Consider the following 21,170-nt stretch of genomic DNA (forward strand, 5'->3'; position numbering starts at 1 on the left):
TCGGATCATGCCCTCACCACCATCATGCCGGTGAGCAGGTCGCGGATGAAGCGGCGGTCCTCGCGGACGAAGCCGACGAACACGTCGCAGGCCCAGAGCAGGAAGGTCGAGATGGCCACGTAGAAGAACAGCGCGTGCACGGCGGCCGACAACGGGGATGCGCCCCGGCCGGTGCGCGGATCGATCACCCGCAGGCCCATATAGCGCATCCCGACCGTCGCCTGGGACGCGCCGCCGATGGTCACCGCGTTGTAGACGATGAAGATCAGCGCCGTGAGCGGAAGCGCGAAGAACAGCCCCCAGCCGAGGCCGAGCGTGATAAGCCCCAAGAAGAAGATCCCGATGGAGATCAGCACGACCCAGAGGGCGATGACGACAAGGTCGATCAGGTAAGCCCAGAAGCGCCGGCTGATGACGCCATCCGTCACCCGGTCGACCTCGTAGGACGGGTAGTTCAGGGTCGGCGGGTAGGGGCGATTGACCATGGATCTCTCCTCAGAAGGCGGTTGCAGGCAGGCTGCGGGACACGATCCGCTGCGGAGCGAGCCCCTCGGCCGCCAGAACCTCGAACACCTCCAATGTATGTTGTCTGTCGCGCGTTTCGATAGTGATGTCGATGGAAACGCCCTTGGCCGGCACGTCCAGGAACAGGCGGCCGTGCGACACCTCCAGGATGTTGGCCCCAAGCTGGCCGAGCAGGCTCGCCACGCGGCCCAACAGGCCCGGCCGGTCATTGGAGGTGATGCGGAAGGAGGTGATGCGGTCGTCTCGCTCCAGTTCGCGCACCATGACGGACGCGAGGATCCGGGCGTCGATGTTGCCGCCGCAGAGCACGAGGCCCACGCGCTTGCCCTCGAACCGTTCAGGAGCCGCCATCATGGCGGCAAGCCCCGCCGCGCCTGCGCCCTCCGCCATGGTCCGCTGCAGGGTGGCATAAGCGTTGACCGCGCGCTCGATTACGGGCTCCTCGACGGCAATGATGTCGGACACCAGATCGCGCACGATGGGCAGCGGCAGCTGCCCGACGGTCTTCACCGCGATGCCCTCGGCGAGCGTCGCGCCGCCGATGGGCTGGTTCTCGCCCCGGATGGCGTTGCGGAAGGACGGGTAGAGGGCGGCCTCCACGCCGATGATCTCGATGCTGGGCTTGAGCGCCTTCACGGCGACCGTGATGCCGGAAATGAGCCCGCCGCCGCCGATGGGCACGATGATCTGGTCGAGATCCGGCGCGTCGGCCAGCATCTCCAACCCGATGGTGCCTTGGCCGGCCATGACCTTCGGGTCGTCGTAAGGGTGCACGAAAACGAGGCCCTCGGCCTCCGCGATCTCGCGGGCGCGGGCAGCCGACTCATAGAGCGTCTCGCCGAACAGGATCACCTTGGCCCCGTAGGAGCGGGTGTTCTCCGCCTTCACGAGAGGCGTGCCCTCCGGCATGACGATGGTGGCCGGGATGCCGAGACGGCGCGCATGATAGGCCACCGCCTGGGCGTGGTTGCCCGCCGACATGGCGATGACCCCGCGGGCGCGCTCGTCGGCTTTCAGGCTCTCCAGCTTCGTCACCGCGCCGCGCTCCTTGAAGGAGCCGGTCGGCTGCATGTTCTCGTGCTTCACGCAGACGGTGGCGCCGGTGAGCTGCGACAGGCGAGGGGCGGGAACAAGCGGTGTCCGCAGCACCTGACCGCGGATCGTCTCCGCAGCACGGGTCACATCGTCGATGGTGATGGCGTAATCGGCCACGATTTCCTCCGGAGACTTATTATACGCCTTAAACAGGTCTTGGTGTTGGATCCTTGAAACCCAGCAGGCCGCCGGGCCGGAAGATCAGGAACACGACGAGTGCCGCATAAAGCGCCATGTCGCGAATCTCGATGGGCAGATACGCCGACCACAGGGTTTCGAACAAGCCCACGGCGAAACCTCCTAACATCGCCCCGGGGATGGAGCCAATCCCGCCGATGATGGCCGCGATCAGCGCCTTGAGGCCGTACTGGAAGCCTCCCGCGAAGCCGAGGCCGCCATATTGGGCGACGATCAGCATCCCTGAGAGACCCGCCATAGCGCCGGCCAGAGCCAGAGTTTGGGTCAGCAGGCGAGGGCCGTTGACTCCCATAAGCGCTGCGGCTTTCGCATCATCCGCATAGGCCCGCCAGGCTCGCCCGAAGGTGGTCGCCTGAACGAGCCAGAGAAGGCCCAACGCTGCGATCAGGCCGATGCCGCTGGTGATGGCGGTGATCGGCGTCAGGCTGACGAGAAAATCCTGTGCACGGGCCAGCGGCCAGGCCTCGGACCAGATCGGCGGCAGCCAGACGGTCACGGGACTCTGCACGAGCCGCAGGTATTCCATGAGAAACAGGGAGAGGCCGACGGTCGCGATGAGGCTCGGCTGCGGGCTCTGGGCCTCGATCCGCCCGATGGTGAAGTGACCCCCGACCGCGCTGTGGATCGCGCCGGCGAAGAGCGCGGCGGCAAGGCCTGCCGCCAGCCCGCGCACAGGCGCACTGCCGCCGGAGGCCAGCACCACCGAAGCGCCGGCAATGGTGGCCGCCGAGCCCACGGCCGCGAGTTCTCCGAAGGCGAGGTTGATCCGCCCGCTCAGGCCGAACACCAGGGCAAAGGCGACCGAGAGCAGGGCATAGATAGCGGTTCGCGGCAGGCTCACGAGGATCTGCTGCAGCCAGTATGCCACCGCCATCGGAATCTCGGTCACGTCCGCGTCGGCCCGGCTGCCCGGATCGCCCGCTGTGCCCTCGGGCGTCTCGAGATAGAAGCGCTTGAGCATGTAGAGGCTGGCGCCGGAGAGCAGTCCTTCCTCGGTGCCGAGGCCCGTCAGCTCTGCCTTGTTGGGCGACAGCCCCTCGGCGGCGAACTGACAGATGGCGAACCGCTCCAGCACCGGGCGGTCGGGGTATTGGGCGATGTAGTCGATCCGCAGGCTTCGCGCGACCGGCCCCTCGCGGACTCGCTCGACGGCGATCACCGCACCTGGATTGAGCGCCGGCAGGGCCGATCGGCAGACCCGCGTCTGTTCGGCGTCGATGGCAAGCCCGCAGGCCGATAGGAGACTCAGACTCCACAGGAGGATGGCGAGCCGCCACACCCTGACGAGTCCTGAGCCTGACACGGGCGGGCCTGGGTTGTTATCGAAGGGTCAGCCCTGGTGCTTCAGCTTCTCCGCGACCCGGGGGGCGAAGTAGGTGAGGATACCGTCCGCGCCGGCACGCTTGAAGGCCAGAAGGCTTTCCATCATCGCCCGCTCCCCGTCGATCCAGCCGTTCATGGCCGCAGCCTGGATCATCGCATACTCGCCGGAGACCTGGTAGGCGAAGGTCGGAACCGCGAAGGTGTCCTTGGCCCGGCGCACGATGTCGAGATAGGGCAGGCCGGGCTTGACCATGATCATGTCGGCGCCTTCCTCGAGGTCGAGCGCGATCTCGCGCAGGGCCTCGTCGGAATTGGCCGGGTCCATCTGGTAGGTGCGCTTGTCGCCCACAAGGCAGGCGCTGGTGCCGATGGCATCGCGGAACGGGCCGTAGAAGGCCGAGGCGTATTTCGCCGCGTAGGCCATGATCTGCACGTCCTGGAACCCTGCGCCATCGAGGCCTTCGCGGATCGCCGCGACGCGCCCGTCCATCATGTCGGAGGGCGCGATGATGTCGGCCCCGGCCTCGGCCTGGAGCAGGGCCTGGCGGACCAGCAGGGCCACGGTCTCGTCGTTGAGAATGCGCTCGCCCTCGAGTACGCCGTCATGGCCGTGGCTGGTATAGGGATCGAGGGCCACGTCGCAGATGATGCCGATGGTCGGCACCGCCTTCTTGATCTCGCGCACGGCGCGGCAGACGAGGTTGCGGCTGTTGAGCGACTCGGATCCGGTCGGATCGCGCAAGGACGGATCGGTGTAGGGAAAGAGCGCAATGGCCGGGATGTCGAACGATGCGGCACGCTCGGCCTCGCGTACGGCCTCGGCGATGGTGAGCCGCTCGACGCCCGGCATGGAGCCAACCGGCGTGCGGCCGCTCGCGCCCTCGACGATAAAGACCGGCCAGATCAGGTCGTTGGCCGTGAGCACGTTTTCGCGCACCAACCGCCGCGCCCACTCGGCCTTGCGGTTGCGGCGCGGGCGGTAGGACAGGCTCAGGGAGGACGATTGAGCTTCCTCTGAAGCAGGGCGGGGGAACGGCGACAGCTTCGACATGATCCTCATCCAGCCCCAGCTTCGCTGCGCCGGCGGCTGGTCAGAGGGTTAGCACATTTAAATCGCTCTAAAAAAGGGTTCGAGGTCGCAGTTCCGCAGGTTCTGCGTCATTCTCAGGCCAAGCGGAGCGAAGGAAGGGGATCCATAGCGCTGAGGGTGTGAGTGGATTCCCTTCCCCTCCGCTACGCTCCGGCCGGGTATGGCACCGGTGCATTGATGCCCGCGCGCCTCTGTGTCTCTCCCTCGTCATGGCCGGCCTTGTGCCGACCATCCCGATTGGAAAGGTGCTACGCGTCCGTATCGAGATCACCCGCAAAAGGCCAGTGATGACGGAGTAGGTGTCAGGTTCGGTCGGGCGTCCTTACGGGAATGACAGTGTGTCCATTGACGGCCGGCCCCGGCCTTGTTTTAAGCCGCAGCCAGATGAAGGAGTGGTCCATGGACGAGAGCGTCGAAATCGTCTGCGAGAAGCAGGGGGAAGCCGGGCTCATCACGCTCAACCGTCCCAAGGCGCTCAACGCCCTCAACCTCGCCATGGTTCGCGAGATGCGCCGGGCGCTCGATGCCTGGGAGCGGGACTCGTCCGTCACCCGGGTGATCGTGAAAGGCGCGGGTGAGAAGGCCTTCTGCGCCGGCGGCGACATCCGGCAGCTCACCGAGAGCCTGAAGGCCGGAAAGCGCGACGAGGCGCTCGCCTTCTGGCGTGAGGAATACCAGCTCAACATCCGCATCAAGCGCTATGCCAAGCCCTACATCGCCCTCATCGATGGCATCGTCATGGGCGGCGGCGTCGGCGTGTCCCTGCACGGCTCGCACCGGGTGGCGGGCGAGCGCTACCTCTTCGCCATGCCTGAGGTCGGAATCGGCTTCTTCCCTGACGTCGGCGCCACCTATGCCCTGCCGCGCCTGCCGGGCGAGACCGGCATGTACCTCGCTCTCACCGGCGAGCGCGTGAAGCGGGCCGACGCGGTGATGCTGAGGCTGGCGACGCATGCGGTCGCGAGCGAAAGCATCCCGAAATTGCGGGCGGCGCTGATCGCCGGCGCGCCGGTGGACGAAGCGTTGGCCCAAGCCATGGCCGATCCGGGCCCGGCCCCGCTGGAGGCGCACCGGGCCGTGATCGATTCCTGCTTCTCGGCGGAGAGCGTCGCCGCTGTGATGCAGCGTCTCGACGAGGCTGCCGCGAAAGGCTCGGAGTTTGCCGCCAAGACCGCCGCAGGCATGCGCACCAAGTCGCCGACCAGCATGAACCTCGCCTTCGAGCAGGTGCGCCGGGGCGCCACCCTCGATTTCGAAGAGGCCATGAAGGTCGAGTTCCGCATCGTCTCGCGCATCGGCGACGGCCAAGACTTCTACGAGGGTGTCCGGGCGGTGATCATCGACAAGGACAACCAGCCCCGCTGGCAGCCCGCCTCCTTTGAGCAGGTGGACAGGGCCGCGATCGAGCGGCACTTCGCGAGCCTCGGCGATCGCGAACTGGAGACTGCCTGATGCCCCACAGAGGCAGCCAGTCGTCCGGCCACGCGGCCCGGGAATACCTTTCCGACCGGATCGAGGAGCGCCCCGCACCCCAGGGCTTCATGCGCTGGAGCTTCGTGCTCACCTGCTTCATGCGCATCCTGGCGATTCTCTGGATCATGAAGGGCCTGAGTTCCTGGGCGGTGATCCTCGGCATCTGGACTCCGGCCGGCCAGTTCGAGGCGCGCTCCACGGGCTATCAGGCCACCATCATCTATTTCGCCCTGATCGACCTGATCGCGGCCGTCGGCCTGTGGATGGCGAGCACTTGGGGGGGAATCATGTGGCTTCTCGCCATCATGAGCCATCTCATCCTAGCAGCTTTCTTTCCGGGCATCCTCGCAAGCGGCATGGTGACCGTGGCGTTCTTCCTTACGCTCATGGCGGTCTATCTAGGGATTTCCTGGCTCGCTGCCCGAGAGGGCCACTGACCGGCTGTAAGGCCAAGCTCCTCACGCAGAAGTGTATCCTCAGGACAACACTCGAAGGTTACATCGTGCTCAGGAGCGGTTCCGGGCTGCGAGGGACGGCCGGTTGGGCGCTTTGCCATAAAACGGCCCCGATGTTCCTCGTTTTCGATACCATTCCTTAATCCAATCCGGGCACTTATCGCCAGGAGAGGAGGGAGCCGGGCACCTGTCCGCCGCTCCCGCCGTGACCACTTCTAACCGGGAAGAGCCTGCGCTCATGTTGTCTCGCCGTACCCTACTGACTGGATCGCTCGCCCTGATCTTCACGCCGGCCACCGGGGCCATGGCGCAGCAGTTCGCCCAGAACCAGGCCGAGTGGTCGCAGAATTACGAGGCGGTCTCCCGCACCCGCGTGCAGCGGACTTCGACCCCCATGCTTTCGGCCGAGTCGCTCGCCGCCACCGAGCAGATGATCGAATACTACCGCAACATTGCGGCCCGCGGCGGCTGGCAGCCCGTGCAGGGCGTTCAGGGCCTGCGCGTCGGCTCCAAGAGCCCGGCCGTCATGGCCCTGCGCCAGCGCCTCATCATTTCCGGCGATCTCGATCCGGCCGCCGGCGAATCGCCGATTTATGATTCCTACGTCGAGGCGGCCGTCCGCCGCTTCCAGGCCCGCCACGGCATCAGCTCCACGGGCACCATGACGGGCCCAACGGTCGTCGCCATGAACGTGCCGGTCGACCTGCGCATCCGCCAGCTCGAGATCAACGTGGCCCGCCTGCGCAGCCTCGTGGGCTCCGGGCTGCCCGGCCGCTATGCGGTGGCCAACATCCCGGCCGCTCTCGTCGAGGCGGTGGAGGGCGGCGTCGTGCACTCCCGCCACGCGGCCGGCGTCGGCAAGATCGACCGCCAGTCGCCCCTGCTGAACTCGAAGGTGGTCGAGGTCAACTTCAACCCGTTCTGGACGGCTCCTGCCTCGGTGGTGAAGAAGGACCTCATCCCGAAGATGCAGAAGGAGCCGAACTATCTCGCCGAGAACAAGATCCGCATCTTCAATGCGGCCGGCCAGGAAATTCCCTCCAGCCAGATCAACTGGTTCTCCGACGAGGCGACCCGCTACCGCTTCCGCCAGGATCCGGGCGGCGACCTGAACTCCATGGGGTTCGTGCGCATCAACATCCCGAACCAGCACGGCGTCTACATGCACGACACGCCCTCCAAGGGCATCTTCGGCGACGACTTCCGCTTCGTCTCCTCGGGCTGCATCCGCATCCAGAACGTGCGCGACTACATCGAGTGGCTCCTGAAGGACACCCCCGGCTGGAGCCGCGAGCAGATCGACGCTACCTTCCGGTCCGGCGAGCGCATCGACGCCCGCCTGGCTCAAGCCGTTCCGATCCACTGGATCTATGTCACCGCCTGGGCGACCCCGGACGGCCTCGTGCAGTTCCGCGACGACATCTACAACAAGGACGGCCTCGGCAATGCCATCCCGGTCGCGAGCCGCGTGCCGACCGAGCCGGACCAGGAGATGTTCCTGCAGAACTGAGGTTCTTTTCTCACCAAGCTTCGACAGCCCGCCCTCCGGCGGGCTGTTGCATTTCCAGGGCTGGGTAGGCATGTCTCCGGAGCAGTTGGCGCGGCGAAGCCCGCCATGTTAAAGGCCACGGCACGTGCAGATCGAGCGGCCGTTTCGGCATAGACTCCAGGAAGGCGAGGGTACCCATGAGCGCCAGTGAAGCGGCACACAGCCATCTCTCCAACAGCTTCTTTTCGGCAAGCCTCGCGGACAGCGATCCCGAAATTGCCCGCGCCATCGGGCTGGAGCTCGGCCGCCAGCGCGACGAGATCGAGCTGATCGCCTCCGAGAACATCGTTTCGCGCGCCGTCCTTGAGGCTCAAGGCTCGGTGATGACCAACAAGTACGCGGAGGGCTACCCCGGCCGCCGCTACTACGGCGGCTGCCAGTTCGTCGACATGGCCGAGGAACTGGCGATTGAGCGCGCCAAGCGCCTGTTCGACTGCCGGTTCGCCAACGTTCAGCCGAACTCCGGCTCCCAGGCCAACCAGGCCGTGTTCATGGCCCTCATGAAGCCGGGCGACACCTTCATGGGCCTGGATCTCGCCTGCGGCGGCCACCTGACCCACGGTTCGCCGGTCAACATGTCCGGCAAGTGGTTCAACGTGGTGAGCTACAAGGTGCGCGAGAGCGACCAGATCATCGACATGGATGAGGTGGCGCAGTTGGCCCGCGAGCACAAGCCGAAGGTGATCGTCGCCGGCGGCTCGGCCTATTCCCGCTTCTGGGACTTCGCCCGCTTCCGCGAGATCGCCGACGAGGTCGGTGCCTTCTTCATGGTGGATATCGCGCATTTCGCGGGCCTTGTTGCCGGCGGCGCTCATCCGTCGCCGTTCCCACATGCCCATGTCGTCACCACGACCACGCACAAGACCCTGCGCGGTCCGCGCGGCGGCATGATCCTCACCAACGAGGAAGACTTGGCGAAGAAGTTCAACTCGGCCATCTTCCCCGGCCTTCAGGGCGGCCCGCTCATGCACGTCATTGCCGCCAAGGCGGTCGCTTTTGGCGAGGCCCTGCGCCCCGAGTTCAAGCTCTATGCCCGCTCGGTTGTCGAGAACGCCAAGGTGCTGGCCGACACCATGCTGGCGAATGGCTATGCCATCGTGGCCGGCGGCACGGACAACCACCTCATGCTGGTGGATCTTCGCCCGAAGAAGCTCACCGGCAAGGCGGCGGAAGCATCCCTCGGCCGCGCCCACATCACCTGCAACAAGAACGGCGTGCCGTTCGACCCCGAGAAGCCGATGGTCACCTCAGGCGTGCGCCTTGGGACGCCCGCCGCCACGTCCCGCGGCTTTGGTGTGGCCGAGTTCAAGCGGGTGGGCGAGCTGATCGTCGAGACCCTGGACGGCTTGGCGAAGAACGGCGACGAGGGCAACGCCTCGGTCGAGGAATCGGTCAAGCAGCGCGTTCACGAGCTGACCCGCCGCTTCCCGATCTACGGGTGAGGGTATAGCTGATCCATGCGTTGCCCTTATTGCGGGGGCCTGGACACCCAGGTGAAGGATTCCCGCCCCACGGACGATTCCTCGTCCATCCGCCGCCGCCGCATCTGCCCGGATTGCGGCGGTCGCTTCACGACCTTCGAGCGCGTGCAGCTGCGCGAACTCACGGTAGTGAAGCGCTCAGGCCGTCGCGTGCCCTTCGACCGGGACAAGCTCCAGCAATCGGTGGACGTGGCGCTGCGCAAGCGGCCGGTGGAGCCCGAGCGCGTCGAGCGCATGATCAACGGCATCGTGCGCCAGCTTGAGAGCATGAGCGACGGCGAGGTGTCCAGCGAACAGGTGGGCGAGCTCGTCATGGAAGGGCTGAAAGGCCTCGACGATGTGGCCTATGTGCGCTTCGCTTCCGTCTACAAGAACTTTCGCGAAGCCAGGGACTTCGAGGAGATTCTTGGCAAGCTGGCTGAAGGCGAGACCGAGGAGGATCTGCCGCCTCCGCCGAAGAAAAAGCGCGCTTCGAGCGAGCCATGACCGACCCCGGCGCCAGGGGGCTGCCGCCTGACCGGAACGGCCACGACGAGCGCTTCATGCGCCTCGCGCTTGCGCTCGGGTCTCGCCATCTCGGCCTGACTTGGCCCAACCCGTCCGTGGGAGCCGTGCTGGTCGATGAGAGCGGCAAGGTGCCTGTCATCGTCGCGCAAGGCATCACCCAGGCGGGCGGCAGGCCTCACGCCGAGCGCGTGGCCCTCGAGGCGGTAGGCAGGCGTGCCCGTGGAGCGACGCTCTACGTCACCCTCGAGCCCTGTGCCACCCGCAGCAGCCGGGACCACGGCCCGTCCTGCACCGACCTCATCGTGGCGGCCGGAGTCGGACGCCTCGTGGTCAGCGTCGCCGATCCGAGCCCGCACGCCGCCGGCCAAGGCCCGGAGCGCTTCAGCCATGCGGGCATCCCGATGAATGTCGGCTGCCTCGCCGAGGACGGCGCGAGGCTCCATCGCGGCCACATCACGCGGGTCACCAAGGGGCGTCCCGCCGTGACCGTGAAGCTCGCCCGCAGCACGGAAGGCTTTGCCGGTTCGCGCCATGGTCCGCGCCTGATCCTCACGGGAGAGATCGCCCAGGCGAAAGTCCACCTGATGCGCGCCCATGCGGATGCGATCATGGTCGGTGTCGGGACGGTGCTGGCGGACGATCCTCTGCTGAACGTGCGCTTGCCCGGCCTGGAGAGCCGCTCGCCGGTCCGCATCGTGGTCGATTCTCAACTGAGGACTCCGGCAACGTCTCGGGTCGTCACCGGAGCCGGCGCAATCCCGACCTGGATCCTGACGACGGTGGAGGCCCCCGTTGAGGCTGAGAAAGCGCTGACCGCCCAGGGTGTCGAGGTCCTGCGAGTAGCTGCCGATGAAGCTGGCCGCGTTTCATTACCTGAGGCCCTGGGGCTTCTCGGCACGCGCGGGGTCACGCAGGTATTCTGCGAGGGCGGTCCGGATCTGGCGGACGCGCTGGCAAAGGCCGATCTCATTGACGATCTGATCCTGATCACGGGCCGCTCCGCGCGGGGGCAGGGCGACGTTCCGGCGCTCGGCCTGTCGCTGCAGGACCGCATGGATCAACTCTCGTTATGGGCCGAGGAGCAGATCGGCCCCGATCTTTTCATGTTCTGGGAGAGACCCTGATGTTTACTGGTATCGTCACCGACGTCGGTGAAGTGGCGGCGGTGGAAGGGTCTCAAGACACCCTCAAGCGCCTGCGCATCCATTCATCCTATGATCCCGCCACGATCGTGCTCGGCGCGTCCATCGCCTGCGGCGGGCCGTGCCTGACTGTCGTGGCCTTCGGCCCTCGGGAGGGCGGCAGCTGGTTCGACGTGGATGCTGCGGCCGAGACGCTGGAGCGCACCACCGTCGGCGAGTGGCAGGCGGGCACCAGGGTTAATCTGGAGCGCTCCCTGAAGATTGGCGACGAACTCGGCGGCCATATCGTGACCGGGCATGTGGACGGCTTGGCCACCATCGTGGCCAAGGAGGCGATCACGGCGGGCGACGATCCCTGGGGACCGACGGCCCGCTTCACCCTGAAGGTGCCGCCGGCGCTTGCCCCGTTCATTGCCGAAAAGGGCTCGGTCTGCCTCGACGGCACGTCGCTCACCGTGAACACGGTCAACGACGACATGTTCTCCGTGCTCATCATCCCGCATACGCTCGCCGTGACGACCTGGGGCGACCGGCAGGTGGGCGACAAGCTCAACCTCGAAGTCGACCTCATGGCCCGCTACGCCGCGCGGCTTGCGGACGCGCGCCGGGCGGGGTAGGGGAACGCCTAACGTTTCCCGTATTCCATACGCAGCCCTCATCCTGAGGAGGCCGCCAGGCCGTCTCGAAGGATCAGGGCGTTTCCAGTCCTCTCTGGAACCTCCTTCGAGACGCCTGCTCCGCAGGCTCCTCAGGAAGAGGTCAGAGGAGCTGTCAGAGTTCTGAACGGATTTCTCATGGTCGCCCATTCCGACAAGCCGAAAAGCCCGCGTCCGCCGGTTCCCGGTGCCCGCATCCTGGTCGTCGAAGCTCGCTTCTACGACGACATCGCCGATGAGCTTCTGCGTGGCGCGCAAGGGGCCGTCGAGGCGGCGCAGACCAGCATGGACGTGCTGACGCTCGACGGCGCCCTCGAAATCCCGGCCACCATCGCCATCGCGCTCGACGCCGCCGAGAAGGCCGGCAAGCCTTACGACGCCGTCGTGGCCCTGGGCTGCGTGATCCGCGGCGAGACCGGGCACTATGACATCGTTGCCGGCGAGAGCGCCCGCGCCCTCATGGATCTGTCGGTCCAGCGCCGCATCCCGCTCGCCAACGGCATCCTCACCGTCGAGAATGATCAGCAGGCCTGGACCCGTGCGAGCGTGAATGAATTGAATAAGGGTGGGGGCGCGGTGGAAGCGGCTCTCGCCGTCCTGCGCATCAAACAGAAACTGGAGGCCTGATATCATGACGAAGCCAGCAGAGCGCTCGGCCGCTCGCCTCGCTGCCGTCCAGGCCCTCTACCAGATGGACATTTCCGGCAAGACCGTCATCGACGCGCTCGCCGAATTCGAGGCCTTCTGGATCGGCCGCGAGGTCGAGGGCATCGAGTTCAAGCCATCGGACAACAATTTCTTCCGCGACATCCTGTCGGGCGTGGTCAAGAACCAGCGCGACATCGACGTCAGGATCGACAACGCGCTCGCCACCGACTGGCCCCTCAAGCGTATCGAGGCGGTGCTGCGCGCCATCCTGCGCGCCGGTGGCTACGAGCTGATGTTCCGCAAGGACGTTCCGGCCCGCGTCGTCATCACCGAGTATGTGGACGTGACCCACGGCTTCTACGGCGACGACGAGCCGGGTCTGGTCAATGCGGTGCTCGACAAGGTCGCCCGCGAGGTCCGCCCCGGCGAACTGGAGAAAAAGGCCGCCGGCCAGGGCGGGCGATAACGCAAACGGGCAAGGTAATCGGCCGATGAGTGCGAGCGAACGCCCGAGCGAGGACAGCCTCATCGCGCGCTTCTTCGCCCCCATCGCCGGAGACGGCGCCCTCGGCCTCAAGGACGATGCGGCCCGCCTGACGCCGAAGCCCGGTCACGATCTCGTCCTCACCACGGACGCCCTGGTCGAGCGCGTTCATTTCCTGCCCGAGGACGCCCCCGGCTCCATCGCCCGCAAGGCGCTGGGCGTGAACGTGTCCGATCTCGCCGCCAAAGGCGCCGATCCGGCAGGCTTTCTCCTGAGCCTTGCCCTGCCTGACGGCTGGACCGAGACTTGGCTCGCCGATTTCGCGGCCGGGCTCGGAGGTGCCTCACGGGACTTCGCCTGCCCGCTCCTCGGTGGCGATACCGTGAAGGCGAGGGGGCCGCTGACCTTGTCGGTCACCGCCGTCGGCCAGGTTCCGACCGGCGGCATGGTCCAGCGGACCACGGCGCAGGTGGGCGATCTCGTCTGCGTCACCGGCACCATCGGCGATGGAGCCTTGGGCCTCAAGCTCCGCTCCACGCCGGCCTGGAGCGAGGGCCTCTTGCCGGGCGAGAAGGCCCATCTCGCCGACCGCTATCTCCACCCCCAGCCTCGCCACCAACTCGCCGCTGCCCTGCGTGATCACGCCAGCGCCGCCATGGACGTCTCGGACGGGCTCGCGGGCGACCTCGCCAAGATGATGCGGGCCAGCGGCGTCTCGGCCCTGGTCGAGGCGGATCGGGTGCCACTGTCACCGGCCGCCGCCAAAGCCGTCCAGTCGTCGCCGGACCTGCTGGACCTGGCCCTCACCGGGGGCGACGATTACGAGATTCTCTGCACTGTTCCACAAAAGTCTCTCGACAGCTTTCGCCAGGAGGCCGATAGCATCGGCATCCCCCTGTCCGTCATCGGCCGAGTCGTCCCAGGGTCCGATCGGCCGGTCTTTCGGATGAACGGTCGCGAAAGACACTATGATGTCGGCTCCTACCAGCATTTCTGATACCTCTTACAAAGCGCCTTCCAGTGATGCTGTTGCCAAGCACAATGCGCTGGTGCTGGCTGCCGCCATGGCGCTGGGCGGGTCGAGCCCGGCCGTCGTGGTCTCGCTTGGTGGCCTCGTGGGGCAGGCGCTTGCCTCGAACAAGGAACTGGCGACCCTCCCCGTGAGCCTGCTCAATCTCGGGCTGGCCCTCGGCACCATCCCGGCCGCCATGCTGATGCGCAAGGCGGGCCGCCGCATCGGCTATGTGGTCGGCGCTGGGATCGGCCTCGCCGGCGGCTGCCTCGCGGCCTTCGGCATCGCCTCCTACAGCTTCGTGCTCTTCTGCCTCGGCACCCTGATCATCGGCAGCTACGGCTCCTTCAACCAGAGCTACCGGTTCGCAGCGACCGATGCGGCCTCAGAGGCCTTCAAGCCGAGAGCGATCTCCTGGGTCATGACCGGAGGTCTGGTTGCCGGCGTGGTCGGGCCGCAGACCGTGATCTGGACCCGGGACGCCATGCCGGCCGCGCCCTTTGCCGGAGCTTTCCTGGGGCAGGCGGCCCTCGCTTTCCTGTCGATGATCGTCGTGTGGTTCCTGCGGCCGGCGCCGGTGAGCATCACCTCCACGACGGCAGGCGGCGGCAGGCCCTTGAGCGAGATCGTGCGCCAGCCCCGCTTTATTGTGGCGGCGGTCACGGGACTGGTGTCGTACAGCCTCATGACCTTCATGATGACGGCAGCCCCTTTGGCGATGATCGGCTGCGGCCACTCGGTCGGCGCCGCCGCGCTCGGCATCCAGTGGCATATCCTGGCCATGTTCGGCCCAAGCTTCTTCACCGGCCGCCTGATCTCCCGCTATGGCAAGGGGCCGGTGACGGCAGCAGGGCTCGTGCTGATCGCCGTCTCCGCTGTGATCGGGCTCTCGGGCATCACGGTCGCCCATTTCTGGATCACCTTGATCCTCCTCGGCCTTGGCTGGAACTTCGGCTTCATCGGAGCCACCGCCCTCGTGACCGACTGCTACCGTCCGGAAGAGCGAGCCAAGGTGCAGGCCGCTAATGACTTTCTGATCTTCGGCTCGGTGGCCCTGGCGTCGTTCTCGTCCGGCAAGCTCTTGAGCGCCGGCGGCTGGGAAAGCGTGAACTGGCTGGTCTTCCCGCCGGTCGCCATCGCCCTAGCTCTCCTGGCTTGGCAGCAGAAAGCCAAGCTGCTCGCACCCGCTAAAGTATAAAGGCTCTCCTGTGGGTTCTTTCCGCAGGATTGTTGCGAACTGCCTAGTTTTTTGCCACCAAATATAAAGTTCGCTGGGGGTAGGGGCCGCTCAAGGCCAGAAAACGAGCCTTGAGGAGCGGCTTTCTGCTTTCCCATAACAAGGATGGCATGATGGCACTCACCCTAATTATCTTGGGCGGGCTTCTCTCGATCGCGTATGGCTTCTGGGCCATCAGCGACGTGATGAAGCGGGACGCCGGTTCTCAGCGTATGCAGGAAATCGCCGGGGCGATTGCCGAGGGCGCGAAGGCTTACCTTCGCCGGCAATACGTCACCATCGCAATCGTCGGCGTCGTGCTGTTCGCCGTGATTGCCTATTTCCTCGGCATCCGGGTTGCCATCGGTTTCGCTATCGGCGCCATCCTGTCGGGTGCGGCCGGCTTCATCGGCATGAACGTCTCCGTCCGCGCCAACGTCCGCACCGCCCAAGCCGCGACTCAGTCCCTGGGCGGAGGCCTCGACGTGGCCTTCAAGGCGGGTGCCGTGACGGGCATGCTCGTCGCCGGACTCGCTCTTCTCGGTGTGGCTCTCTACTACGGCTATCTCACCCGGATCGACGGATTGGCTCCGTCCGACCGTGTGGTCATCGACAGCCTCGTGGCGCTGGGCTTCGGCGCCTCGCTGATCTCCATCTTCGCCCGTCTCGGCGGCGGCATCTTCACCAAGGGCGCCGACGTGGGCGGCGATCTCGTGGGCAAGGTCGAGGCCGGCATTCCGGAGGACGATCCGCGCAATCCCGCCACCATCGCCGACAACGTGGGCGACAATGTCGGCGACTGCGCCGGCATGGCCGCCGACCTGTTCGAGACCTATGCGGTCACCGTGGTGGCCACCATGGTTCTCGCGGCGATCTTCTTCGCCGGACAGGCGAATCTCGACACCATGCTGATGTATCCGCTCGGCATCGGCGCGGCCTGCATCGTCACCTCGATCCTCGGCACCTTCTTCGTTAAGCTTGGTCAGAACGAGTCCATCATGGGCGCGCTTTACAAGGGGCTGATCGTGACCGGTGTTCTGTCCGCCGTCGCCATTGGCCTCGTGACCTGGCAGATGATCGGCTTCGGCGCCATTGCGGGAGCGGAGTTTACCGGCCAGGACCTGTTCTGGTGCGCAGTCATCGGCCTTGCCGTGACGGCTCTCATCGTCGTCATCACCGAGTACTATACCGGCGTCGGCTTCCGCCCCGTACGGTCGATCGCTCAGTCCTCGGTCACCGGGCACGGCACGAACGTGATCCAGGGTCTTGCGGTCTCCCTCGAGTCCACCGCGCTGCCGACCATCGTCATCATCGCGGGCATCGTCGTGGCCTTCAAGCTGGCGGGCCTGTTCGGCATCGCCATCGCGGTGACGGCGATGTTGGGCGTCGCAGGCATGATCGTGGCTCTCGACGCCTTCGGTCCGGTGACGGACAACGCAGGCGGCATCGCCGAGATGGCCGGCCTGCCGAAGGAGGTCCGTAAGTCCACGGACGCTCTCGACGCCGTCGGCAACACCACGAAGGCGGTGACGAAGGGCTATGCCATCGGCTCCGCGGGCCTCGGTGCCCTGGTGTTGTTTGCGGCCTACACCTCGGACCTGAACTACTTCACCCAGAACGCGGCGCAGTATCCGTACTTCCAGGGTGTGGCTCCGAACTTCTCCCTGACCAATCCCTATGTGGTGGTGGGTCTTCTGTTCGGCGGTCTGATCCCGTTCCTCTTCGGCGGCATCGCCATGACGGCCGTGGGCCGGGCAGCCGGTGCGGTGGTTGAGGAAGTGCGCCGTCAGTTCCGGGAGAAGCCGGGCATCATGGCCGGCACCGACCGTCCCGATTACGGCCGCGCCGTCGACATGCTGACCCGGGCGGCGATCAAGGAGATGATCGTGCCGTCGCTCCTGCCGGTACTGGCACCCATCGTGACCTACTTTGTGGTCTATTGGGTGGCCGGCAAGTCCGAGGCCTTCTCGGCCGTGGGCGCCATGCTGCTGGGCGTGATCGTGACAGGCCTCTTCGTCGCCATCTCGATGACCTCGGGCGGCGGTGCCTGGGACAACGCCAAGAAGTCCTTCGAGGATGGGTTCACGGATGCCTCCGGCACCACCCACCACAAGGGCTCGGAAGCCCACAAGGCCTCCGTGACCGGCGACACCGTCGGCGACCCCTACAAGGACACGGCAGGCCCTGCCGTGAACCCGGCGATCAAGATCACCAACATCATCGCCCTGCTGCTCCTGGCCATCCTGGCCCACTCGTAGAAGCAGCAGCCTTGAATGTGAAAAACCCGCGGTGCGAGCCGCGGGTTTTTCATGACGCGTTCGACATGAAAATGGCCGGGACGAGCCCGGCCATCGAGGTTTCCGACCGTTCCGGCTTAGGTCCCGAACGGGTTGAAGCTGTTCACACCGCGGAAGATCTGTCCGAGGAAGCTCGACTCCTCGCCGCCGGCAGGGGTGGTGCGGCTGATGAAGTCGAAGACGCGGCCATCCTGCAAGCCGTAAAGCGCGATGCGCTCGACGCGGAGATTGTTGTCGAAATAGACGGCCGTCACCTGCTGGTCGACCACCTGCTCGCCCATGAACTGAAGATTGCGGCGTGACTTCTGGCTGATGTAGTACCAGTTCCGGTTGCCGACGGTGGAGACCGTGGAGGGGGTTCCAAGGGTCTGCAGAACCTGCTCGGCGCTCATTCCCTTCTTCACCTGGGAGATGGCGCGCTCATCCACGACGTAGCCGCGTTGAAATTCCTCGCCAATCGTGCAGGCGGCGACGGACGAGGCGAGAACGGTTGCAGCAGCCAGGCGCACCAAAAGAGGATGATATCGACGCATCGTACGGTTCTTCCAGAAAATGCGGCGCGGATAAGCTTGCGCCTATGGACCGTGATGGCGTAACCCGAGGCTACGATTTTGACAAGCTTTGGAAGGGCAGGGCTGTGATCTTCAGTCTCTTCCGCAAGGATCCCCGCCGCACGATCATCGCAACTCTCTACAAGAAGGTTGCGACGGCATCCCGTGAGCCAGGGCTCTACGCGTCACTCAGCATCCCGGACACCCTTGAGGGGCGGTTCGAGGCTCTGTCGCTCCACATGATCCTGGTGCTCCGGGCCCTGCGCGACATGCCTCCTCCGGCCGATGAGGTGGCCAAGGACCTGACCGACGCCTTCTTCAGGGACATGGACGCTTCCCTAAGAGAGATGGGGGTGGGCGATACGGTGGTCCCTAAGCGGATGAAGAAGATCGCCGAATCCTTTTATGGAAGGGCCCAGGCCTACGATGGGCCGCTCAACGCCTCGGACGAGGCGGGCCTTGCATCGGCTCTTGGCCGGAATGCCTATGGCACCGAGGCACCGGCGACCTCCCTTGCGCGTTATGCTCTCGCGGCCGATCAGCAGTTCAAGACGGCCAGCCTCGACGCGCTTCTGGAAACAGGGCCTGTCTTCCCCAGGCCCGAAGCTTTCGCATAAGGAGGGAACCCCATGACACCTGAAACCGTGGGTCCATTGTCGCGACTCGTCGACGTCATGAGGATCCCGCCCCGTGGGCAGGACGTGCATGTGGAGGCAACGGCTGAGGAATGCGCAGCGCTCGCCCGGGACTTCGGATTGCCCGGAATCCAGGCGCTCAGCGGCGACTATCACCTGAAAACCTCGGCCAAGGGGATCAATGTAACGGGGACCGTCAGGGCCTCGATCACCCAGATCTGCGTCACGACCCTCGAGCCCTTCGATTCCGCCGTCGAGGAGGAGGTTGAAGTGGATTTCGCCGAGTCCTCTGGCATGCCGGCCGAGCCGCCGACGGATATCAACGAGTATGAGCCTCCGGATGAGATCGTGAACGGCCAGATCGACCTGGGCGCCCTCACGGCAGAGTTCCTGGCCCTCGGGCTCGATCCCTATCCGCGCAAGCCCGGTGTCGACTTCGACTACCGGGATCCTTCCGACGAGAAGGATTCGCCGTTTGCAGCCTTGAACAAGCTCCGGGAAGGCAAGTAGCGGGCGGTTCGGAGGCCCTTGCATCGCGGATCTCGCCTGCCGCCGACCCTTTTGCGGGAAATCAGAATTCAGTTGCGGAGCCCCCGCAAACCGCTATTTTCCGCCCCCTGTTGAATGACTTAAAAGAAAGAAAAACCGTTCATGCCGAAGCCGGTGCGTATTTCGCTCGATGCGATGGGGGGCGATCACGGTCCATCCGTTGTGATCCCGGGCGCTGCCTTGGCCCTGGAGCGGCACCCTGACCTGCGCTTCCTGATGTTCGGCAACGAGACGGTGATCGCGCCTCTGCTGGATGCGCATCCCCGGCTGAAGGCCGCCACGGAGCTGCGTCATACCGACATGGCAATCTCCATGGACGAGAAGCCCAGCCAGGCCATCCGGATGGGACGTGGCAAATCCTCCATGTGGCGCGCCGTGCAGGCGGTCCGCGACGGGGAGGCGGACGCAATGGTGTCCGCGGGCAACACCGGAGCGCTCATGGCGACCGCCAAGGTCTGTCTGAAGACCATGGCCCACATCGAGCGCCCGGCGATCGCCGCCATGTGGCCGACCATGCGGGGCGAGAGCATCGTGCTCGATGTGGGAGCGACCATCGGTGCCGATGCAGGGCATCTGGTCGATATGGCCATCATGGGCGCAGCCATGGCCCGGATCGTCTTCGATCTTGAGCGTCCCACAGTTGGGCTTCTCAACGTCGGCACGGAGGAGATCAAGGGGATCGAGGCGGTCAAGGAGGCCGGCCGGATCCTCAAGGAGACGAACCTGCCGAACCTCGATTATCGCGGCTTCGTCGAAGGGGACGACATCGGCAAGGGCACCGTCGACGTGGTCGTGACCGAGGGCTTCACCGGCAACATTGCCCTAAAGACGGCCGAAGGCACCGCCAAGCAGATCGGCCAGTATCTCCGCTCGGCCATGAGCCGAACCCTGATGGCAAAGATCGGCTACCTTTTCGCGAAACAGGCTTTTAACGCTCTCCGGGACAAGATGGACCCCCGCAAGGTCAATGGCGGCGTGTTCCTGGGCCTCGAGGGGGTTGTGGTGAAAAGCCACGGCGGCACCGACGATCTCGGCTTCGCCAGCGCCATCGATGTCGCCTATGACATGGCGCACTTTGAACTGATGAACACGATCCGGAGCATGCTCGATCATGATCCGGTCGGACAGACTGCTTAGAGCGTGTATATGCTCTTAAACATTTGGAATAGCATGATCTTTTCGGGCAACCGGTTCCCACTTGCCCGGATCGTGCTGTAGGAAGGCGCATCTTGAAACGCACCCGTTCCATCGTACGCGGCGTCGGCTCCTATCTGCCGAGGCGCAAGCTGACGAACCAGGATATCGAGAAGCTGGTGGATACCTCTCACGATTGGATCGTGCAGCGGACCGGCATCGAAGAGCGGCACATCGCAGAGGATGACGAGACCACGTCGGTTCTCGGCATCAAGGCGGCGGAGGCCGCCCTGGCCGATGCCGGGCTGACCGCCAACGACATCGATCTCGTCATCTGCGCGACCTCGACGCCCGACTACACCTTCCCATCGACGGCCACCATGATCCAGACCGGCCTTGGCATGACCCACGGCATGGCCTTCGACCTGCAGGCTGTCTGCACGGGCTTCGTCTATGCCGTGGCCACCGCGGACAAATTTCTGCAATCCGGTTCGCACAAACGCGCGCTTGTGGTGGGGGCAGAGACCTTCTCGCGGATCCTCGACTGGAACGACCGGACCACCTGCGTGCTCTTCGGTGACGGCGCGGGCGCGCTCGTGCTTGAGGCCCAGGACGGGGAGGGCACCTCCGCGGATCGCGGCGTCCTGACATCCCATCTCCGCTCCGACGGGCGCTATCGGGACAAGCTCTACGTGGATGGGGGACCGGGTTCCACGAGGACCACGGGCGTGCTCAAGATGGAGGGCCGCGAGGTCTTCAAGTTCGCCGTCGGCATGGTGGCTGACGTGGTGCAGGACGCTTTCAAGGCAACTGGAACCACTGCTGACGACCTGAAATGGTTTGTGCCGCACCAGGCGAACAAGCGCATCATCACGGCCAGCGCCGACAAGCTCGGGATCGCGCCTGAGAAGGTGGTCATCACCGTCAACAAGCACGGCAACACCTCGGCGGCCTCGATCCCGCTGGCTCTGGACGCAGCCCGAAAGGACGGCCGGATCAAGGACGGCGACCTCGTGATGATCGAGGCGATCGGCGGCGGCTTCACCTGGGGAAGCGCCTTGATCCGGTGGTAGGATCGAGGCAATTGAACTCTGGTGGTATCGATGGATCACACCTTGGCGGTTGACCGTAGGGAGCCATCTGCATAGCG

The 21,170-nt window shown here is 65.5% G+C and carries 21 protein-coding genes; 16 read left to right on the top strand and 5 right to left on the bottom strand.

What is annotated here, in order from left to right; all coding sequences use genetic code 11:
* Positions 1-5: 5 nt before the first annotated feature.
* From JQC81_RS10290 to hemB, 4 genes are read right to left on the bottom strand one after another with little or no spacing between them, the layout of a single operon-like run.
* The gene (locus JQC81_RS10290; RefSeq protein ID WP_203271728.1) at positions 6-485 is read right to left on the bottom strand and encodes an RDD family protein; all 480 of its coding nucleotides are present in this window, start codon (positions 483-485) and stop codon (positions 6-8) included.
* A 10-nt stretch (positions 486-495) separates the two neighbouring features.
* The gene (locus JQC81_RS10295; protein WP_203271778.1) at positions 496-1,740 is read right to left on the bottom strand and encodes a threonine ammonia-lyase; all 1,245 of its coding nucleotides are present in this window, start codon (positions 1,738-1,740) and stop codon (positions 496-498) included.
* Between the two features lie 25 nt (positions 1,741-1,765).
* Positions 1,766-3,097 carry a branched-chain amino acid ABC transporter permease gene (locus tag JQC81_RS10300; protein WP_203271729.1) on the bottom strand — a complete coding sequence of 444 codons (1,332 nt, stop codon included), beginning with the start codon at positions 3,095-3,097 and terminating at the stop codon, positions 1,766-1,768.
* A gap of 51 nt (positions 3,098-3,148) precedes the next feature.
* On the bottom strand, positions 3,149-4,192 hold the full coding sequence (gene hemB, locus JQC81_RS10305; RefSeq protein ID WP_203271730.1) for a porphobilinogen synthase: 1,044 nt from the start codon (positions 4,190-4,192) through the stop codon (positions 3,149-3,151).
* A gap of 438 nt (positions 4,193-4,630) precedes the next feature.
* Between hemB and JQC81_RS10310 the strand changes: the two genes are divergently transcribed.
* The 12 genes from JQC81_RS10310 to JQC81_RS10365 all read left to right on the top strand — a co-directional run bounded on the left by JQC81_RS10310 (position 4,631) and on the right by JQC81_RS10365 (position 17,112).
* Entirely contained in the window at positions 4,631-5,683 is a 1,053-nt protein-coding gene (locus JQC81_RS10310) for an enoyl-CoA hydratase/isomerase family protein (protein ID WP_203271731.1), read from the top strand.
* Entirely contained in the window at positions 5,683-6,141 is a 459-nt protein-coding gene (locus JQC81_RS10315) for a DUF6163 family protein (RefSeq protein WP_203271732.1), read from the top strand. The genes JQC81_RS10310 and JQC81_RS10315 overlap by 1 nt, the downstream gene beginning before the upstream one ends.
* 256 nt (positions 6,142-6,397) lie before the next feature.
* Positions 6,398-7,669 (top strand): L,D-transpeptidase family protein, encoded by a 1,272-nt coding sequence (locus JQC81_RS10320; RefSeq protein WP_203271733.1) that lies wholly within the window; start codon positions 6,398-6,400, stop codon positions 7,667-7,669.
* A gap of 176 nt (positions 7,670-7,845) precedes the next feature.
* Positions 7,846-9,150: a serine hydroxymethyltransferase gene (glyA, locus tag JQC81_RS10325; RefSeq protein WP_203271734.1), complete on the top strand. Its 1,305-nt coding sequence runs from the start codon at positions 7,846-7,848 to the stop codon at positions 9,148-9,150.
* A gap of 15 nt (positions 9,151-9,165) precedes the next feature.
* Positions 9,166-9,675, top strand: a complete 510-nt coding sequence (gene nrdR, locus JQC81_RS10330; protein ID WP_203271735.1) for a transcriptional regulator NrdR — start codon at positions 9,166-9,168, stop codon at positions 9,673-9,675.
* Entirely contained in the window at positions 9,672-10,820 is a 1,149-nt protein-coding gene (gene ribD, locus JQC81_RS10335) for a bifunctional diaminohydroxyphosphoribosylaminopyrimidine deaminase/5-amino-6-(5-phosphoribosylamino)uracil reductase RibD (protein WP_203271736.1), read from the top strand. Before nrdR ends, ribD begins: the two co-directional genes overlap by 4 nt.
* The gene (locus JQC81_RS10340; RefSeq protein WP_203271737.1) at positions 10,820-11,455 is read left to right on the top strand and encodes a riboflavin synthase; all 636 of its coding nucleotides are present in this window, start codon (positions 10,820-10,822) and stop codon (positions 11,453-11,455) included. The genes ribD and JQC81_RS10340 overlap by 1 nt, the downstream gene beginning before the upstream one ends.
* 177 nt (positions 11,456-11,632) lie before the next feature.
* Positions 11,633-12,121: a 6,7-dimethyl-8-ribityllumazine synthase gene (ribH, locus tag JQC81_RS10345; protein WP_203271738.1), complete on the top strand. Its 489-nt coding sequence runs from the start codon at positions 11,633-11,635 to the stop codon at positions 12,119-12,121.
* Between the two features lie 4 nt (positions 12,122-12,125).
* Positions 12,126-12,608: a transcription antitermination factor NusB gene (nusB, locus tag JQC81_RS10350; RefSeq protein WP_203271739.1), complete on the top strand. Its 483-nt coding sequence runs from the start codon at positions 12,126-12,128 to the stop codon at positions 12,606-12,608.
* Positions 12,609-12,633: 25 nt separating this feature from the next.
* The gene (thiL, locus tag JQC81_RS10355) at positions 12,634-13,623 is read left to right on the top strand and encodes a thiamine-phosphate kinase (RefSeq protein WP_203271740.1); all 990 of its coding nucleotides are present in this window, start codon (positions 12,634-12,636) and stop codon (positions 13,621-13,623) included.
* Positions 13,598-14,836, top strand: a complete 1,239-nt coding sequence (locus JQC81_RS10360; RefSeq protein WP_203271741.1) for an MFS transporter — start codon at positions 13,598-13,600, stop codon at positions 14,834-14,836. The genes thiL and JQC81_RS10360 overlap by 26 nt, the downstream gene beginning before the upstream one ends.
* Positions 14,837-14,985: 149 nt before the next feature.
* Positions 14,986-17,112, top strand: a complete 2,127-nt coding sequence (locus JQC81_RS10365; RefSeq protein ID WP_203271742.1) for a sodium-translocating pyrophosphatase — start codon at positions 14,986-14,988, stop codon at positions 17,110-17,112.
* A gap of 116 nt (positions 17,113-17,228) precedes the next feature.
* On the opposite strand, the gene JQC81_RS10370 is transcribed toward JQC81_RS10365, so the two are convergent.
* Positions 17,229-17,684 (bottom strand): outer membrane protein assembly factor BamE, encoded by a 456-nt coding sequence (locus JQC81_RS10370; protein WP_203271743.1) that lies wholly within the window; start codon positions 17,682-17,684, stop codon positions 17,229-17,231.
* A 104-nt stretch (positions 17,685-17,788) separates the two neighbouring features.
* Between JQC81_RS10370 and JQC81_RS10375 the strand changes: the two genes are divergently transcribed.
* From JQC81_RS10375 to JQC81_RS10390, 4 genes are all read left to right on the top strand, one after another.
* Positions 17,789-18,319, top strand: a complete 531-nt coding sequence (locus JQC81_RS10375; protein WP_203271744.1) for a ubiquinol-cytochrome C chaperone family protein — start codon at positions 17,789-17,791, stop codon at positions 18,317-18,319.
* A 12-nt stretch (positions 18,320-18,331) separates the two neighbouring features.
* A complete protein-coding gene (locus tag JQC81_RS10380; protein WP_203271745.1) occupies positions 18,332-18,847 on the top strand; it encodes a YceD family protein in 516 nt (171 codons plus the stop codon).
* Between the two features lie 141 nt (positions 18,848-18,988).
* Complete coding sequence (plsX, locus tag JQC81_RS10385) at positions 18,989-20,023, top strand: phosphate acyltransferase PlsX (protein ID WP_203271746.1); 1,035 nt, start codon at positions 18,989-18,991, stop codon at positions 20,021-20,023.
* Positions 20,024-20,115: 92 nt separating this feature from the next.
* A complete protein-coding gene (locus tag JQC81_RS10390; RefSeq protein ID WP_203271747.1) occupies positions 20,116-21,093 on the top strand; it encodes a beta-ketoacyl-ACP synthase III in 978 nt (325 codons plus the stop codon).
* Positions 21,094-21,170: the final 77 nt, after the last annotated feature.

The sequence above is a fragment of the Microvirga arabica genome (assembly GCF_016811235.1).
GTDB classification, from domain to species: Bacteria; Pseudomonadota; Alphaproteobacteria; order Rhizobiales; family Beijerinckiaceae; genus Microvirga; species Microvirga arabica.